This is a genomic window from Rhodococcus maanshanensis NBRC 100610 (assembly GCF_001894865.1).
GTDB classification, from domain to species: Bacteria; Actinomycetota; Actinomycetes; order Mycobacteriales; family Mycobacteriaceae; genus Rhodococcus_G; species Rhodococcus_G maanshanensis.
Map to the genome: position 1 here is coordinate 38,571 of NZ_BCXA01000052.1, position 14,438 is coordinate 53,008.

The 14,438-nt window shown below is 69.4% G+C and carries 16 protein-coding genes; 5 read left to right on the top strand and 11 right to left on the bottom strand.

Annotation, left to right across the window (positions count from 1 at the left end):
• Window positions 1–275: 275 nt before the first annotated feature.
• The 3 genes from rpsO to RM1_RS22460 form a co-directional block, all read right to left on the bottom strand.
• A complete protein-coding gene (gene rpsO / locus RM1_RS22450) occupies window positions 276–545 on the bottom strand; it encodes a 30S ribosomal protein S15 (protein WP_027499433.1) in 270 nt (89 codons plus the stop codon).
• Window positions 546–680: 135 nt separating this feature from the next.
• The gene (locus RM1_RS22455) at window positions 681–1,661 is read right to left on the bottom strand and encodes a bifunctional riboflavin kinase/FAD synthetase (protein WP_218019739.1); all 981 of its coding nucleotides are present in this window, start codon (window positions 1,659–1,661) and stop codon (window positions 681–683) included.
• Between the two features lie 43 nt (window positions 1,662–1,704).
• Window positions 1,705–2,424 (bottom strand): TetR/AcrR family transcriptional regulator, encoded by a 720-nt coding sequence (locus tag RM1_RS22460; protein WP_245816551.1) that lies wholly within the window; start codon window positions 2,422–2,424, stop codon window positions 1,705–1,707.
• Between the two features lie 175 nt (window positions 2,425–2,599).
• On the opposite strand from RM1_RS22460, the gene RM1_RS22465 reads away from it, so the two are divergent.
• The 5 genes from RM1_RS22465 (at window position 2,600) to RM1_RS22485 (ending at window position 6,302) form a co-directional block, all read left to right on the top strand.
• Window positions 2,600–3,325 (top strand): metal-dependent transcriptional regulator, encoded by a 726-nt coding sequence (locus tag RM1_RS22465; RefSeq protein WP_051636871.1) that lies wholly within the window; start codon window positions 2,600–2,602, stop codon window positions 3,323–3,325.
• A 65-nt stretch (window positions 3,326–3,390) separates the two neighbouring features.
• Window positions 3,391–3,753 (top strand): hypothetical protein, encoded by a 363-nt coding sequence (locus RM1_RS22470; protein ID WP_072753868.1) that lies wholly within the window; start codon window positions 3,391–3,393, stop codon window positions 3,751–3,753.
• A gap of 120 nt (window positions 3,754–3,873) precedes the next feature.
• Entirely contained in the window at window positions 3,874–4,620 is a 747-nt protein-coding gene (locus tag RM1_RS22475; RefSeq protein ID WP_072753869.1) for a DsbA family protein, read from the top strand.
• Window positions 4,620–5,471 (top strand): cytochrome c biogenesis CcdA family protein, encoded by an 852-nt coding sequence (locus RM1_RS22480; RefSeq protein ID WP_072753870.1) that lies wholly within the window; start codon window positions 4,620–4,622, stop codon window positions 5,469–5,471. The genes RM1_RS22475 and RM1_RS22480 overlap by 1 nt, the downstream gene beginning before the upstream one ends.
• A gap of 162 nt (window positions 5,472–5,633) precedes the next feature.
• The gene (locus RM1_RS22485) at window positions 5,634–6,302 is read left to right on the top strand and encodes a hypothetical protein (protein ID WP_072753871.1); all 669 of its coding nucleotides are present in this window, start codon (window positions 5,634–5,636) and stop codon (window positions 6,300–6,302) included.
• On the opposite strand, the gene truB is transcribed toward RM1_RS22485, so the two are convergent.
• The 8 genes from truB to infB all read right to left on the bottom strand — a co-directional run.
• Window positions 6,291–7,208 (bottom strand): tRNA pseudouridine(55) synthase TruB, encoded by a 918-nt coding sequence (gene truB / locus RM1_RS22490; protein WP_072753872.1) that lies wholly within the window; start codon window positions 7,206–7,208, stop codon window positions 6,291–6,293. The two genes, RM1_RS22485 and truB, sit on opposite strands and share 12 nt — an antisense overlap.
• 11 nt (window positions 7,209–7,219) lie before the next feature.
• Window positions 7,220–7,888, bottom strand: coding sequence for a 4'-phosphopantetheinyl transferase Npt (npt, locus tag RM1_RS22495; protein ID WP_072753873.1), 669 nt, complete (start codon window positions 7,886–7,888; stop codon window positions 7,220–7,222).
• Entirely contained in the window at window positions 7,885–8,811 is a 927-nt protein-coding gene (locus tag RM1_RS22500) for a metallophosphoesterase family protein (RefSeq protein ID WP_072753886.1), read from the bottom strand. The genes npt and RM1_RS22500 overlap by 4 nt, the downstream gene beginning before the upstream one ends.
• Before the next feature lie 5 nt (window positions 8,812–8,816).
• The gene (locus tag RM1_RS22505; protein WP_072753874.1) at window positions 8,817–10,184 is read right to left on the bottom strand and encodes an MATE family efflux transporter; all 1,368 of its coding nucleotides are present in this window, start codon (window positions 10,182–10,184) and stop codon (window positions 8,817–8,819) included.
• Between the two features lie 6 nt (window positions 10,185–10,190).
• Complete coding sequence (locus RM1_RS22510) at window positions 10,191–11,171, bottom strand: DHH family phosphoesterase (protein WP_072753875.1); 981 nt, start codon at window positions 11,169–11,171, stop codon at window positions 10,191–10,193.
• A gap of 8 nt (window positions 11,172–11,179) precedes the next feature.
• The gene (gene rbfA, locus RM1_RS22515; RefSeq protein WP_072753876.1) at window positions 11,180–11,653 is read right to left on the bottom strand and encodes a 30S ribosome-binding factor RbfA; all 474 of its coding nucleotides are present in this window, start codon (window positions 11,651–11,653) and stop codon (window positions 11,180–11,182) included.
• A 51-nt stretch (window positions 11,654–11,704) separates the two neighbouring features.
• Window positions 11,705–11,995, bottom strand: a complete 291-nt coding sequence (locus RM1_RS22520) for a DUF503 domain-containing protein (protein ID WP_072753877.1) — start codon at window positions 11,993–11,995, stop codon at window positions 11,705–11,707.
• Between the two features lie 78 nt (window positions 11,996–12,073).
• The coding region (gene infB, locus RM1_RS22525) for a translation initiation factor IF-2 (RefSeq protein WP_072753887.1) at window positions 12,074–14,438 on the bottom strand (2,365 nt) is incomplete at its 5' end.

The following is a 14,438-nucleotide window of genomic DNA, read 5'->3' on the forward strand; positions in this document are numbered from 1 at the left end:
CGGGTACATCGCTGCGCGGAGGCGGTCATCGATCGAAGCCCTCCGGATGGGCGTCGTCGTGAGATCGACGCGTCCGAGTGACCACTACCGAGGACCGACGCCACGGCTTCAGGTACGTACGGCTGGATCCCGTGGATCCGGTGGTGCTGCAAATGCTGTGGTGCGAAAAACACCGGTAGCCGGCGAGGCCAAGTCTATGCACTCGTCTCGCCGGCTACCGGGAAGTTCACGTCCAGATGGTCCGCAACGTGTCGCGGGTCACCGTGTGCGTCGAATTATCGACGCAGGCCCAGACGCTCGATCAGCGAGCGGTAACGCTCGATGTCCACCTTCTGAACGTACTTGAGCAGACGACGACGACGTCCGACCAGCAGCAGCAGGCCGCGGCGGGAGTGGTGGTCGTGCTTGTGCTTCTTCAGGTGCTCGGTGAGGTCGACGATGCGCTTGGTGAGCATCGCGACCTGCGCCTCCGGCGAACCGGTGTCGGTCTCGTGCAGTCCGTACTCGCCGAGCACGGCCTTCTTCTCTTCGGTGGTCAATGCCACTGTGAATCTCCTGTAACTGACGTCCACGTGATTGGAACGAGGACTCCCACCCGAAGGTGTTCGTCCCCGTTGGTGCGGCCACCGCGGACCGCAGCACACACCGACAGGAGATACTACCAGGGCATTCGCGGCGATCTACTCGCCGTGACGCAGGTCCGCCTCGATGAGGATCTCGCGCGAGCGCTGTGCGTCCCTGCCCATCTGCTCGACGAGATCGTCGACCGACTCGAACTTCTCCATACCGCGCAGTCGCTCGACGAAGTCGACCGCCACGTGCTGGCCGTAGAGATCGGCCTCACCGTCGAGCACGAACGCCTCGACCGTGCGGGTGCGGCCGGAGAACGTCGGGTTGGTGCCCACCGACACCGCCGCCTGGTGCCGCTCGCCCGGGACGACCGTTCCGGTCAGCGGGCCTGCGCCGAGGACGGTGAACCACGCCGCGTACACGCCGTCCGCGGGAATGGCCGAGTACATCGGCGGCGCGATGTTCGCCGTCGGAAAGCCGAGCTTGCGGCCGCGCCCGTCACCGTGCACCACCACGCCCTCGACCCGGTGCGGCCGACCCAACGCCTCGGAGGCGGCCGCGACGTCGCCCGCGTCCACGCAGGACCGGATGTACGTCGACGAGAAGGTCACCGCGTGTTCGGCCAGCAGGCTGACCCCGTCGACCGCGAAGCCGAACCGCTCGCCGGTCTTGCGCAGCAGGTCCACATTGCCCGCCGCCTTGCGCCCGAAGGTGAAGTTCTCGCCGACCACCACCTCCGCGACGTGCAGCCGCTCCACGAGGATTTCGTGGACGTAGCGCTCGGGGGTCAGCTTCATGAACTCCGGGGTGAACGGCATCACGCAGAAGACGTCGATGCCGAGTTCCTCGGCCAGTTCCGCCCTGCGAGCGAGCGTCGTCAGCTGCGCTGGGTGACTGCCCGCACGCACAACTTCGGCCGGATGCGGATCGAAAGTCATGAGCACACTTGCGATTCCACGCTCACTGGCCGCCTTGACCGCCCTGCTGATCAGTTGCGCGTGCCCACGGTGCACGCCATCGAAAACGCCGATCGTGAGCACGCAACGACCCCAGTCGGCAGGCACTTCGTCGAGACCACGCCATCTCTGCACGAGAGGCAGCCTACGGCCCCCGCCCGAGTGCGTCATCTCCGGCTCAGGACTCGACGGCCTTCGCGGCGATCGCGTTCGCGACCTCGGCGAGTCCGGCGGCGATCGCGTCGGTGTCCCGGTCCACCAACCAGCGCAGCACCAGACCGTCGACGATGGACAGGTTGCGGTGCGCGATCGCCTCGACCGGCTCCGTCCACACCATCCCGGTGCGGACCGCACTCTCGTCGAGGAACGCGGTGACCTCCCGGTCCATGATCCGGTACTGCTCGCCGACCACGTCCCCAGCATCCGGCGACCCGGCCTCCCGCAGGCGCAGGGCGTGCGTGGCGATCTCGTAGGTCAGCAACCTGCGGTTCGGGTTGGCCTCGACGATCGACCACATGGCATTCAGCCCGATCCGGACCAACTCGTGCAGGCCCGCCCGTCCCGGCGCCTGCGGTGCGTCACCCACCGCGGCGAGCATCATCTGCGAGGCCGTGCTCAGCTCGAGCACCAATCGCTCGGCCATCTCCGTCAGGAGTGCTTCCTTGCTCGCGAAGCAGTAGTGCACCATGCCGAGCGAGATTCCTGCCTCCCGCGCGATCGCCCGCACCGTGACCGCGCCGATCCCGCCGCGCTCGGCGATGTCGAGCGCGCACTCGATGAGTTGGCGCCTGCGCTCGTCGGCGGTCAGCCGAGTGGTCGAGACCGGGGCCGAACCCGCGGGGCCACCCGAGGGCGCCGACCGAACCGTCACCGCGTCGGTCATCATCGTGGAGATCATCGCTCATTGATACCAGTGCAGACGCGCACTGCCGAGGTGGCGAAGACACGTTAGGGGTCGAATAGGGGTCGGCCCGTGTCCCCACCCCCTATCCCCCGCGAATCCCCCCTGTCCGGTCCCCCGCCCCGGCACCGAGAGTGTCGGTTACGCCCACACGCGTGCATTGCCTAAGCTCATGATCGTGGCCGAGAGCAAGAGTGGACCGAGCGAGACCGGGAGTGCGGCGGCGCCGGAATCCCTGACCACCGTCGCGCAGGACTACCTCAAGGTGATCTGGACGGCCGGCGAATGGTCCGGCGAGCACGTCTCGACGAAGATGCTCTCCGAGAGGATCGGCGTGTCGGCCTCCACCGTGTCCGAGGCAATCCGCAAGCTCGCGGGCCAGGGGCTTGTCGACCACGCCCGCTACGGCTCGATCGCGCTGACCGACCGGGGCCGGGCCGCCGCGATCGGCATGGTGCGCAGGCATCGGCTGATCGAGACCTTCCTGGTCAACGAGCTCGGCTACGGCTGGGACGAGGTGCACGACGAGGCCGAGGTCCTCGAGCACGCGGTCTCGGAGCTGATGATCGCCCGGATCGACGCCAAGCTGGGCCATCCTGAGCGGGACCCGCACGGCGACCCGATCCCGACCGCCGACGGCGCGATCCCGACCCCGCCCGCCCGCCAGCTCAGCGATTTCGCGGACGGCGAGAGCGGCCGGGTGGCGCGGATCTCCGATTCCGACCCGGCGATGCTGCGGTACTTCGACACGGTGGGGATCGCCCTCGACCTGACCATCACGGTGGTCGAACGCCGCGACTTCGCCGGCACCGTGTCGGTCCGGCTCGGAGACGACGTCGACGACACCGTCGACCTGGGCAATCCGGCCGCCGAGGCGATCTGGCTCGTCGAGGGCTGACCGGGATGCGGCAGGTGATTTCCCGAGCCGGGTCGCGTCGGCGCCTGTCTCCGCAGCGCCGGAGCGTGCTGCTCGGAGGCGTGCTGACCGCGGTCATCGGGCTGATCATCGGGATCATCGCGGCCTGGCCGCTCGCGGAGCCGACCGTGGTCGCCGAAGGTCCCGCGCTCGCCCATGCCATGCCTGCCACCGCAGCTCATCAGGAAATCGCAGGCGAGTCGCCCTCCTGCCGTAAGGATCCGGCCGCACCGGCCGCGCCGTTGCAGGCCGGCATTCCGCATCGCGAGGACCTGCGGGTGCCGCTCCCCGGCTACGAGGTGCCGACGGCGGTGACGCTCGGGCGCTCGACTCACGCGGACTTCGAGCCGGTCGACACGACCGGTCCCCCATCACCGGCCCTGGCTCTGACCACAGTCCTGCGAATTTAGACGACCGACCCCGGCCTCGACATCACCCCGACGGGTGGTGCTCGAGCCGGGCTTCGTCATGTCGTCCATTCGTTAGTTCGCGCGCCCGGTGAGTCGGCGCGCGCAGTCAGGAGCCATCCCATGAAGTCGCTTCCCACCAGTTCCCCCGCCCGCAAGATCGCTGCGGGGCTGGCCGTCCTCGCAGCGGTCGTACTGCTCGTCCTGGCGATCTCCCAGTTCGACAGCGATACGAGCGCCGGGTCCGAGCAGGCCAAGGCCGCTGCCACGCAGTCCGGCGACAGCGAGATGTACCGACAACTGGCCGCACTCGCGCGCCGCGATGCCGCCGACCCGCTGGCGCGGGGCTCGGCGACCGCGCCGGTGGTCATGATCGAATACTCCGATTTCCAGTGCCCGTTCTGCCGCCAGTTCGCGCAGAACACCGAGCCGACACTGGTCGAGAAGTACGTCGCCAGCGGCCAACTGCGGATCGAGTGGCGCAACCTCGCCCTCTTCGGCGATGAATCCGAACTCGCGGCGCGCGCCGGCTGGGCCGCCGGACAGCAGGGCAAGTTCCCGGAGCTGCACTCGATCATGTTCGAGCACTCGCCCGCCAAGAAGAACACCGGCGTCTACACCGCCGATCGACTGACCGAATGGGCCGCGCAGGCCGGCGTCGCCGACCTCACCAGATTCCGCGCCGACCTGGATTCCGCCGCCGCGCACGCCGCCGTGAAAGCCGATGTCGACGAGGCGATCGGCATCGGGATCAATTCCACACCGGCCTTCCTGATCAACGGCAGGCCGATCCTCGGCGCGCGGCCGATCGAGCAGATGATCGCCGTCATCGAGGCCCGTCTGCAGGACGGCACCGAGGCGGGTCGGTAGTGAGCTTCGGAATCGGTTACGGCGCAGCGTTCTTCGGTGGACTGCTCGCCCTCCTCAGCCCGTGCAGCGCGTTGCTGCTGCCCAGCTTCTTCGCCTACTCCTTCACCTCCACCGGCAAACTGCTCACCCGTACCGGCACGTTCTACCTGGGCCTGTGCACGACGCTCGTGCCGCTGGGCGCGGCCGGTTCCCTCATGGGAGGGGTGCTGACCCGGCACCGCGAAACGGTGATCACCATCGGCGGCCTGACCATCATCGCGCTCGGCATCATGCAGATCCTCGGCCGCGGCTTCTCATCCGAGTTCGCCCAGCGCAAGATGGCGCAGCACGGCCGTTCCGACAGGGGCGGCGCCGTCTACCTGCTCGGCATGGTCTACGGCCTGTCCGGATTCTGTGTCGGACCCATTCTGGGCTCGATCCTCACCGTGGCAGCGCTGAGTTCCTCCCCCCTTCACGGCGGTTCGCTGCTCGCCGTCTACGCACTCGGCATGGCCATGCCGCTGTTCCTTATGGCGATCCTCTGGGACCGTTTCGACCTGGGTCACCGCCGCTGGCTGCGCGGTCGCGCCATGACGATCGGCCGCTTCCACGTCCACACGACGACGCTGATCTCCGGCCTCTTCTTCATTGCCGTCGGCGTCCTGTTCCTCTTCTCGGACGGCACCTCCGCCCTGGCGGGAACCATCGGAGCCGATACCGGTTTCGCGCTCGAGTCCCAGGTCATGCGGTGGGGCGATGCCGTTCCCACGACCGTCGTGCTGCTCCTGCTCGGCGTGGCGGCACTGCTCGTGCTGGCCTGGCGGCTACTGCGGCCGAGAGTGCGGGTCGAGGACTCGCCCGACGAGGGCTAGGGACAGCGCAGCGCCGGGACCTCGCCGCTCGCGGGGGGAGCGCCGCGCGGGCGCTCGTGGCGGGCTCGCGGTCTCGATCAGGTTGCCCCTCCGGGTGGGACAATCAGGCTCTCACCAAGGAGATTCGAGATGCCAAATCACCTGGTTCTGAGGATTGGTGGAGTGGCCGCAATCGTCGGCGGCATCCTGATCGTGGGAGGCGTCGCACTGCATCCCCGCGAACGGGGACAGTTGCACGATGCGGAGCATCTGCTCGAGGTGGTCGCCGGCTCCGGCCGATGGGTGGGGCTGCATGTGGTGATCCTCATCGGGATCGCCCTGCTGCTGGGAGCGTTCTACGGCCTGACCCACTCGGTGACCGGCGAGCGGGGCATTGCCTGGGCCCGCCTCGCCTGGTCGTTCGCCATCGTCGGCGTCGGGCTGGGCCTTCTGCTCATGCTGATCGAGTCGGTTGCCCTTCCCGCGCTGGCCGAGACGTGGTCGGGCGCTGACCCGGAGCAGCGGGACCTTGCAGCGTCGGCGGGCAGCGTCGGCTACGAGCTCGCGATGACGCTGGCGGCTGGAAGCGCGGTAGTGCTCTGTGGCGCCACACCGCTTCTCTATGGCGTCGCCATCATCGCGGGGGCCGGCTACCCGTCCTGGCTCGGTTGGCTCGGGGTGATGGTCGGTTCCATCAGCAGCATCGTCGGCATGACCCAGATGGTCACCGGGGACACGACGCTGACCGGCATGATCCTGTTCCCGATGGGGCTTCTCGTCGTGGCGGTGTGGTCCATCTGGCTGGGCGCGCTCATGTTGCGGAAAGCGACTCCCGCTGGGTCACTGCCTTAGGGTCGCCGGGCGGACCACCATCACCGAGCTAGCCCGCCTGCCGCGTTCCTGCAGCAGCGCGATCGTGTGCCCGCTGGGGTCGATGGCCGCGTAGGTGCCGGGGATCCCGACCGGCTCCAGCCACCGTCCCTGACTGATCGACTCGGCCTGGTCGGCGTCGATCTGCCGGTGTGCGAACGCGGTCTGGGCGGCCTGATCGATATCGAGGCTGACCGCCGGATCCTCGGCGAGCGCCTCGAGGGTGCGCGCGTGCTCCAGGGTGAACGGTCCGACCCGGGTGCGCCGCAGGACGGTCAGGTGTCCCCCGACGCCCAGTGCGGCGCCCAGATCGCGGGCCAGCGCCCGGACGTAGGTTCCGGACGAGCACTCGACCTCAACGTCGAGATCGACGAATCGGCCCTCGCGCCTGGTCTCGGTCAGCTCGAACCGGTCAACCGTGACGGGCCTCGCCTTGAGTTCGAACTCCTCACCCGCGCGAATCAGCTTGTGGGCCCGCTGGCCGTCCACCTTGATCGCGCTGACGCTGGCGGGGACCTGCGAGATGTCGCCCGTCAGCGTGGCCATCACCGCCGCGATATCGGCGTCGGTGACGGCGGAGGCATCGGCCTCCGAGACCAGCTCACCCTCGGCGTCGTCGGTGGTCATCGCCTGACCCAGCCGGATCGTCGCCGTGTACGCCTTGGTGGTCAGGGCCAGCAGCCCGAGCATCTTGGTGGCCCGCTCGACACCGAGCACCAGCACGCCGGTCGCCATCGGATCGAGGGTGCCCGCGTGTCCGACCTTGCGCGTGTTCAAGATCTTGCGACACCGGGCCACGACGTCGTGACTGGTCATCCCCGCGTCCTTGTCGACGATCAGCAGCCCGGCGCCAACGAGGCCGGAGGACGGTTTGCGGTGAGAAGACACGGGTTTCGAGACTACTGGACGGTGATCGCGGTGATCACCAGGCCGTCGGCGACCATCCAGCGGCCGTCGAACGAGGACAGCGGCGGGCCCGACAGCGCCTCCCCCGGCACCAGCAGCTTCGAGTGGAAGGTGCCTTCCGCCGTGCCGGCCGCGGCCTCCGACAGGGTGAAGGTGATGTGCGCCTCCTCGAACCCGAGCCAGCGGTTCGTCAGCGGGAACCAGGCCTTGTAGGTGGCCTCCTTGGCACAGAACAAGATCCGGTCCCAGTGCACGGCGCCCGCCGCGGACGCCGCGATCGCGGTGCGCTCCTCCGGCAGGCTGACCGCGTCGAGGACACCGTCCGGCAACGGACCGTGCGGCTCGGCGTCGATGCCGACGGACCGCACCTGCATCGAGTAGCCCAGGACCGCGCCGCGGTAGCCGTCGCAGTGTGTCAGGCTGCCGACGACCCCGCGCGGGAACAGCGGGACGCCCCGCTCGCCCCTGAGGATCGGCGCCGGGTCCATGCCGAGCTTGCCGAGGGCGATCCGCGCGCAGTGCCGCGCACTGGTGAACTCGCGGCGACGCTTCTCGACCGCCCGTGCGATCAGCGACTCCTCCTGCGGGTGCGCCGCGAGACCCGGCGGATCCTCGAACAGCTCGGCGAACGCGACGCCGGTGGGCAGAATCTTTTCGATCACGCGCGCCCCGCCCTCATCGCATCGAACTCGGCTTCCTGTTCCGGGGTGACCTTGAAATGGCCGCCCCACTTGTTCAGCGCGCCCGGCGGGTACTCCGGCACCGGCAGGATCTGGCGCAGCAGCCGCTCGGGCATCCCACGTCGCTGCCACTCACGCGGGTAGCCGAGCGAGACCTCCTCGAAGCGGACGCCGTCGTAGTAGGTGGTGCGCGGGATGTGCAGGTGGCCGTACACGCTGCAGATGGCGTTGTAGCGGGTGTGCCAGTCGGCCGTCAGCTCGGTGCCGCACCACAGCGAGAACTCCGGATAGAACAGGACCGAGGTGGGCTCGCGGACCAGCGGGAAGTGATTGATCAGCACCGTCGGAATGGTGGGATCCAGCGCGTCGAGCCGGGCCCGTGTCGCCTCCACCCGGGCGTGACACCACGCCTCCCTTGTGCTGTACGGCTCGCACGAGAGCAGGAACTCGTCGGTGGCGACCACGTTCTTGTCCCTGGCGATCTGCAAGGCGTGCGCCTTGGAGATCGATCCAGGCGGCCGGAACGTGTAGTCGTAGAGCAGGAACATCGGTACCAGCGTGGCCGGGCCGCCCTCGCCCTCCCAGACGAGGTAGGGATCCTCGGGGGTGGTCACGTCGAGTTCGCGGCACATGGCGACCAGGTAGTCGTACCGGGCCGCGCCGTGGATCTGGACGGGATCCTTCGCCGTGGTCCACAGTTCGTGGTTGCCCGGCACCCAGATCACCTTCTCGAACCGGCCGCGGAGCAGTTTCAGTGCCCAGGCGATGTCATCGGTCTTCTCCGAGACGTCTCCCGCCAGGATCAGCCAGTCCTCCGGCGAATCCGGGTACAGCTCCTCGGTGATCGGACGATTTCCGCGATGCCCGACATGGGTGTCGCTCACCGCCCACAGCTTGCGTGTCACGTGCACTACCTTCCCGCCTGTATGTCGGCGCCGGTCACAGCCCATCGCCCGGAAGCAACCCGCCACACGACGGCCAGCATCCGCAGCACCATGAACACCGTAAGCCCCGACCAGATTCCCGCCAGACCCCAGTCCTGGACGAGCGAGAGCCAGATCAGCGGCAGGAACCCGACGATCGCACAACCGAGCGTCGCGTTGCGCAGGAACGGCGCGTCGCCCGCGCCGAGCAACACCCCGTCCAGCGCGAAGACCACCCCGGCGACCGGCATGATCGCGACGAAGAACCACCAGATGACGTCGATCTGGTCGATGACGGCGGCGTCGTCGGTGAACAGCGCGGGGATCACCGTGTGCCCGAGCGCGAACGCCGAGGCCAGCGCCACCGCGAACACCGTCGACCACTCGGTGAGCCGCCGCGCGAGCCCCTTGGCCTGCGTCGCGCTGCCCGCGCCGAGCGCCGCCCCGACCAGCGTCTGCGCGGCGATCGCGAGCGAGTCCAGGGTCAGCGCGACCAGGTTCCACAGCTGCAGGACCACCTGATGGGCGGCGACAGCTGCCGCTCCGAACCGGGCCGCGACGGCGGCCGCCGACAGGAAGCAGGCCTGGAACGCGAGGCTCCGCAGGATCAGGTCCCTGCCCAGCACCACCTGGGCCCGCATCACCGCCGAGTCGGGCCGCAGGGAAACCGGTGGGCCCGCCGAGCGAGCCTGCCGCAGCAGCGCCACCACGAAGCACACCGCGGTGACCGCCTGCCCGGCGACGTTGGCGATCGCGGAACCGGCCAACTCCCAGCGCGGCGCCCCGAGCAGGCCGTGCACCAGAACCGGGCACAGCACCGCGGACAGTCCGAGTCCCACCAGCACGAAGCGCAGCGGGCGCACCGTGTTCTGCACCCCGCGCATCCAGCCGTTGCCCGCCATCGCCACCAGGATCAGGGGCGCGCCGAACACCGCGATCCGCAGCCAGGTCAGCGCCTCCGCGGCGATGTCTCCTCCGCCTGCGATCAGCGACGTGACCGGCACCGCCAGGACCTGGATCGCGGCGATGATCGCCAGTCCGATGCCGACGGCCAGGTAGGTGGCCTGCACGCCCTCCCGGACCGCGCCCGCCTCGTCGCCGGAACCGTGCATCCGGGCGGCGCGAGCGGTGGTGCCGTAGGACAGGAAGGTGAGCTGGGTGCTGACCTGCGCCAGGATCAGCCCGCCGACGGCGAGCCCGGCGAGCGGGAGCGCGCCGAGCCTGCCGACCACCGCGATGTCGAAGAGCAGGTACAGCGGTTCGGCGGCCAGTACGCCGAGCGCGGGCAGCGCGAGCGCCAGAATCCGCGAGGGGGACGGTTCGGCCCGACTCCTGCGGGCCGATACCTCAGGCAATGTCGCTCATGAGAGGGCGCCGAGCAGCGCGGCGACCACGTACTCGCTGTCACCCTCGGCGGTGTACCCGGACGCGAACCGGTGTCCGCCCCCGCCGAGCCGAGCCGCAACGGTGGACACGTCGACGGCGGCCTTCGACCGCAGCGACACCGACCAGTGACCGGGCGCGGTCTCCTTGAGCACCGCGGCGACCTCCGCCTCCGACGTGGTGCGCACGATGTCGATGACGCTCTCGATCTCCTCGGAGCGCATGCCGATGGTGTCCTCGTGCCTGAGCAGCGCGTACACGAGGCCGAGTCCCCCGGCGGAGTCGGGGACCAACTGCGCCGACCCGAGCACCGAGGCGAGCATCGGCAGCCAGCCGAACGGATGGGTGTCGAGGAGCCCGCGCGCGATCTCCGCCGAATCGATGCCGGTGTCGATGAGCCGCTCGGCCAGCAGGTGGGTACCGGGCTGGACCCAGCGGAACGATCCGGTGTCGGTCACCAGTCCGGCGTACAGGCAGTGCGCGATGTCCCGGTCGATCTCCACGCCCCACTCGTCGAGGAGCCGCGTGATGATCGCGGTCGTCGACTCGGCGGACTCGTCGACCAGGTTGTGCTCGGCGTACCGGGTGTTCGAGCGGTGGTGGTCGATGACCAGGCTGGTACGGGCGCCGTCGAAGCGGTCGGCCAGGTGACCGAGCCGGCCGCGGCTGCCGCAGTCGACCGTCACCAGCAGGTCCACCTCGGGGTTGACGTCCGCGGCCGCGGCCAGCAGGTGCGTTCCCGGCAGGCCGCTCATCGACTCGGGCAGTTCGTCCGGCCGGGCGAACGCCACCTGAACGGGGACCCCCTTGCGCTCGAGGACGATGGCAAGGGCGAGTCCACTGCCGATGGTGTCCGCATCCGGCTGGATGTGACACAGCACCGTCACCGATGCGGCGGCGGACAACAGCCCGACCGCAGCGGCCAGGTCGACGTCAGAGTTCTGCTCGGTCACGGTCATCCCGGGCCCTAGTCGTCCTCGCCGACCCGGTCGTCGTCCTCGTCGTCCACCGAGCGCGGCTCCTTGTACGGATCTGCCTCGCCCGCATGCGTGGCGTTCTCCCTGGCACGGGCCACCTCGTCATCGGCAGCGCGGGCCTTGGCCAGGAGCTCCTCCATGTGCCGGGCCGCGTCGGGCACGGTGTCGGCGACGAACGTCAGCGTCGGGGTGAACCGGACGCCGGTGCCCGCGCCCACCTTGGAGCGCAGCGAGCCGGTGGCCTTCGCCAGGCCTGCCGCGGCACCCTCGTAGTCGGGTTCGGTCTCGAGGTCGACGCCGCGAACCGTGTAGTAGACGGTCGCGTCGTGCAGGTCCGCGGTGACCTTGGCGTCGGTGATCGTGACGTAATCGAGGCGCGGATCCTTGATCTCGCCCCCGATCGCCGACGCGACGATCGTCGCGATGCGCTTGGCCAGCTTGCGCGCCCTCGCCGGATCTGCCATGACGGGATGTCCCTTCTCGATAAAGCCATTCAATTCCATGCGGACACCAAGTCAATCCTCGGGTCCGAAGATCCTTCGCCGCACCGCGAGCAACTGCAACTCGGGTCGGCCCGCCACGTGCCGCTCGCAGGTGTCGAGCACCTCGGTGAGATGGCCGACGTCGGCGCTCGCGACCGCGACCCCGAGCAGTGCTCGCCGGTATCGGTCGTGCTCGCCCGTCTCGGCGACGGACACCCCGAAGCGGGCCAGAGCAGCGATCACGGGCTTGACCACCGATCGCTTCTCCTTGAGCGACCGCACGTCGCCGAGCAGGATGTCCAGCTCAAGAGCACCGAGGTACAACGAGCCCTCCCGTCGGTCTGCCCAGTGCGCGCCCCGCCGACCAGCGGTCGACGGGGCGCGCACGGGGTGTCACTCTGCTCAGTCGCGCGGCTTCTCGCGCAGCTCGTACGCCTCGATCACGTCACCGACCTTGATGTCGTTGTAGGTGACCGTCAGACCGCACTCGTAGCCCTCGCGGACCTCGGTGACGTCGTCCTTCTCCCGCTTGAGCGAGGAGATGGTGACCGTCTCCGCCACCACGACGCTGTCGCGGATGAGGCGTGCCTTGGCGTTGCGCTTGATCGACCCGGAGGTGACCAGGCAGCCGGCGATGTTGCCGACCTTCGAGGACCGGAACATGGCGCGGATCTCGGCCTTGCCCAGCTCGACCTCTTCGTAGATCGGCTTGAGCATGCCCTTGAGGGCCTTCTCGATCTCGTCGATGGCCTGGTAGATCACCGAGTAGTACCGGATGTCGACACCCTCGCGGTTCGCCAGCTCGGTGGCCTTGCCCTCGGCGCGGACGTTGAAGCCGATGATGATCGCGTTCGAGGCCGAGGCCAGGTTCACGTTCGTCTCGGTGACGCCACCGACACCGCGGTCGATGACGCGCAACTGCACCTCGTCGTCGATCTGGATGCCCAGCAGTGCCTCCTCGAGCGCCTCAACGGTGCCCGAGTTGTCGCCCTTGAGGATCAGGTTGAGCTGCGAGGTCTCCTTCAGCGCTGCATCGAGATCGTCGAGGCTGATCCGCTTGCGGCTGCGCGCGGCCAGAGCGTTGCGCTTGCGCGCATTGCGACGGTCCGCGATCTGCCGGGCGATCCGGTCCTCGTCGACCACGAGCAGGTTGTCGCCTGCGCCGGGGACCGACGTGAAGCCGACCACCTGGACGGGACGCGAGGGCAGCGCCTCGAGGACGTCGTCGCCGTGCTCGTCGACCATCCGGCGAACGCGTCCGTAGGCGTCGCCCGCCACGATCGAGTCGCCGACCCGCAGCGTTCCGCGCTGGATGAGCACGGTCGCGACGGGGCCACGGCCACGGTCGAGGTGCGCCTCGATGGCGACACCCTGGGCGTCCATGTCCGGGTTGGCGCGCAGATCCAGGGAGGCATCCGCGGTCAGCAGCACCGCTTCCAGGAGGGCATCGATGTTGGTGCCCTGCTTGGCCGAGATGTTGACGAACATCGTGTCGCCGCCGTACTCCTCGGTGACGAGGCCGTACTCGGTGAGCTGCTGGCGGATCTTGTCGGGGTTCGCCCCCTCCTTGTCGATCTTGTTCACCGCGACCACGATCGGCACGTCGGCCGCCTGGGCGTGGTTGATCGCCTCCACCGTCTGCGGCATGACGCCGTCGTCGGCCGCGACCACGAGGATCGCGATGTCGGTGGCCTTCGCACCACGGGCACGCATGGCCGTGAAGGCCTCGTGACCGGGAGTGTCGATGAAGGTGACAAGACGCTCGTTGCCGTCCAGCTCGGTCAGCACCTGGTAGGCGCCGATGTGCTGGGTGATGCCGCCTGCCTCGCCCTCACGGACGTTGGCCTTACGGATCGTGTCGAGCAGTCGGGTCTTACCGTGATCGACGTGGCCCATGACGGTGACCACCGGCGGACGGGACTCGAGGTCCTCCTCGCCACCGGCATCCTCGCCGTAGGTCAGGTCGAACGAGTCGAGCAGCTCGCGGTCCTCGTCCTCCGGGCTGACGACCTGCACGACGTAGTTCATCTCGCCGCCGAGCAGTTCGAGGGTCTCGTCGTTCACCGACTGAGTGGCCGTGACCATCTCGCCGAGGTTGAACAGCGCCTGCACGAGTGCTGCCGGGTTCGCGTCGATCTTCTCCGCGAAGTCCGAGAGCGATGCGCCGCGAGCGAGACGGATGGTCTCGCCGTTGCCGCGGGGCAGCCTGACGCCGCCGACGGCGGGCGCCTGCATGGAGTCGTATTCCTGCCGCTTCTGACGCTTCGACTTGCGTCCACGACGCGGGGCGCCACCGGGACGACCGAACGCGCCTGCCGCGGCACCGCGCTGGCCGGGACGGCCACCGCCGCCACCGGGGCGACCGCGGAAACCACCGGCGGGAGCGCCACCGGCGGGAGCGCCCGTGCCTGCACCTGCGCCGGGAGCTCCGCCACCGCGGTATCCGCCGCCACCGGGCGGACGACCGCCGGGTCCACCGGGACGACCGCCACCGGGACGGCCGGCACCGGGAGCGGGCCGAGCCGAACGAGACGGCATGGCACCCGGGTTCGGGCGAGGAGGCATCGAGCCGGGGCTCGGACGCGGGCCACCCTGGCCGGGAGCCGGGCGGGGACCGCCCTGACCTGCGGCCGGACGCGGTGCGCCGGGCGCGGGACGGGGACCGCCCTGGCCGGGTGCGGGACGCGGGGCGCCGGGGCGGGGTGCACCGGGCGCCGGACGGGGCGCGGGGCGCTCCGCCGGTGCCGAGGAGTACGGGTTGTTACCG